Here is a 2,314-nt window from a genome sequence, read left to right as displayed (position 1 = left end):
TGCTAGAGCATCTAAATTTCAAATCAACCAAAAATTTACGCGCAGGCGAGTTTGATGAGATAGTAAAGGGCTTTGGCGGCGTAAATAACGCAAGCACGGGCTTTGACTACACTCACTACTTCATAAAAGCTTCAAATGAAAATTTAGACAAAACGCTAGGTCTTTTTGCCGAGCTTATGAAAAATTTAAGCCTAAAAGATAAAGAATTTCAGCCAGAGCGCGAGGTGGTGCATGAGGAGCGCAGGTGGCGAACAGACAACAACCCTATGGGATATCTCTACTTTAGGCTCTACAACCACGCATTTATCTACCACCCATACCACTGGACGCCGATAGGTTTTATAAAAGATATCGAAAACTGGAAGATCGCTGATATAAAAGAATTTCACTCTACATACTATCAGCCAAAAAATGCCATTTTGATGATAAGTGGCGACATCGGCAAAGACGAGGCATTTAAGCTAGCTAAGAAAAACTTTAGCGGCGTAAAAAACAAAAGAGCCATACCAAAACTACACTGCAAAGAGCCTGAGCAAGACGGCGCAAGAAGGGCTATCATCTACAAAGATAGCCAAACGCAAATGCTAGCTATCGCTTATAAAATTCCAGACTTTAGGCATGCTGATCAAGTGGGGCTAAATGCGATAAGCGAGTATCTAGCCACTGGCAAAAGCTCTATCTTACAGCAGCGCCTTGTCGATGAGCTAATGCTTGTAAATCAAATTTATGCTTACAATATGAGCTGCGTTGATGAAAATTTATTTATATTTTTAGCAGTTTGCAACCAAGACGTCGAGGCTAGCGTGGTTGAGGCTGAAATTTTAAAGATCATAGATGATCTAAAGAAAAAGCCAATCGACAAAGAGGACGTTTTAAGAGTTAAAAATTTGATAAAAACGGACTTTATCTACTCATTTGAGAGCGCAAGCAAGGTGGCAAATTTATACGGCTCATACCTTGCAAGAGGTGACATAAAGCCACTTTATGAGCTTGAAAAAAATATAGATAAGATAGATGCCAAGCTTTTAAAAGAGATAGCAAATAGATATTTCAATGAAAAAACTAGCACGACAATAATCTTAAAAAAGGAATAGACGTGAAAAATTCGCTTCAAGGTGCGATGACAGCACTAATTACGCCATTTAAAAATCAAAAATTAGACGAAGCCAGTTTTGAAAAACTGATAAAAAGACAGATAAAACACGGCATAGACGTCGTTGTACCAGTGGGAACTACTGGCGAGAGCGCGACTCTAACGCATGATGAGCATAGAATTTGCATCGAGATCGCAGTAGATGCATGTAAAGGCACAAATGTCAAGGTGCTCGCTGGAGCTGGTAGCAACGCCACTCACGAGGCAATAGGTATCGCTAAATTTGCCCAAGCTCACGGCGCTCACGGCATCCTATCAGTCGCTCCTTACTACAACAAACCAACTCAAGAGGGGCTTTACGAGCACTACAAGGCCATCGCAAATAGCATAGAAATTCCGGTGCTTCTTTACAACGTCCCAGGCAGAGTTGGCGTAGATATCTTGCCAGCGACTGTTTTTAGACTTTTTAAAGATTGCCAAAACATTTACGGCATCAAAGAGGCGACAGGCAGCATCGATAGATGTGTCGATCTGCTAGCTCACGAGCCTGATTTGGTGGTCATTAGCGGTGAAGATGCTATAAACTACCCTATCCTCTCAAACGGCGGCAAGGGCGTGATCTCGGTCACGGCAAATTTGCTCCCGGACGAGATCTCAAATTTGACCCACTTTGCGCTAAAAGGCGAATTTGCGCGCGCAAAAGCCATAAACGACGATCTTTATGCGGTAAATAAAATAATGTTTTGCGAGAGCAATCCGATCCCGGTCAAGGCCGCTATGTACATCGCTGGGCTCATATCAAGCCTAGAGTACCGCTTGCCGCTTTGCGAGCCGAGCGCTGAAAATCTCAAAAAAATCGAACAAACCATAAAACAATATAACATAAAAGGATTTTAATGAATTGCGAAAACGAATTTAAAGGCAAAACTCTAGTAATCAGCGGCGGAACGCGCGGTATCGGACGCGCCATCGTGGAGGAATTCGCCGCAAAGGGCGTAAACATCGCCTTTACATATAACTCAAACGAAGAGCTAGCCAAGACCCAAGCCGCCGAGCTCGAGGCGACGTACGGCATAAAAGCCAGAGCCTACGCACTAAATATACTAGAGCCCGAGACCTACAAAGATCTATTTTTAGAGATCGACGCAGACTTCGACCGCATAGATTTTTTCATCTCAAACGCTATCATCTCGGGTCGTTCGGTCGCAGGCGGATATACGA

3 protein-coding genes are annotated in these 2,314 nt (G+C 43.2%); all 3 read left to right on the top strand.

Features of this window, described 5'->3' with window-relative positions; translation table 11 throughout:
• A partial coding sequence (locus Q0296_RS11175) for a pitrilysin family protein (protein ID WP_298040610.1) occupies positions 1-1,094 on the top strand: 1,094 nt, incomplete at its 5' end.
• Positions 1,091-1,990, top strand: coding sequence for a 4-hydroxy-tetrahydrodipicolinate synthase (dapA, locus tag Q0296_RS11170; protein WP_298040612.1), 900 nt, complete (start codon positions 1,091-1,093; stop codon positions 1,988-1,990). The genes Q0296_RS11175 and dapA, both read left to right, overlap by 4 nt.
• Positions 1,990-2,314 (top strand): SDR family NAD(P)-dependent oxidoreductase (locus Q0296_RS11165; RefSeq protein WP_298040608.1); only part of this gene is annotated, 325 nt, incomplete at its 3' end. The genes dapA and Q0296_RS11165, both read left to right, overlap by 1 nt.

It is taken from the genome of uncultured Campylobacter sp., assembly GCF_937890585.1.
GTDB lineage: Bacteria > Campylobacterota > Campylobacteria > Campylobacterales > Campylobacteraceae > Campylobacter_A.
Note: the sequence above shows the minus strand (reverse complement) of the source record. Positions and strands in the feature narration are given on the sequence as shown.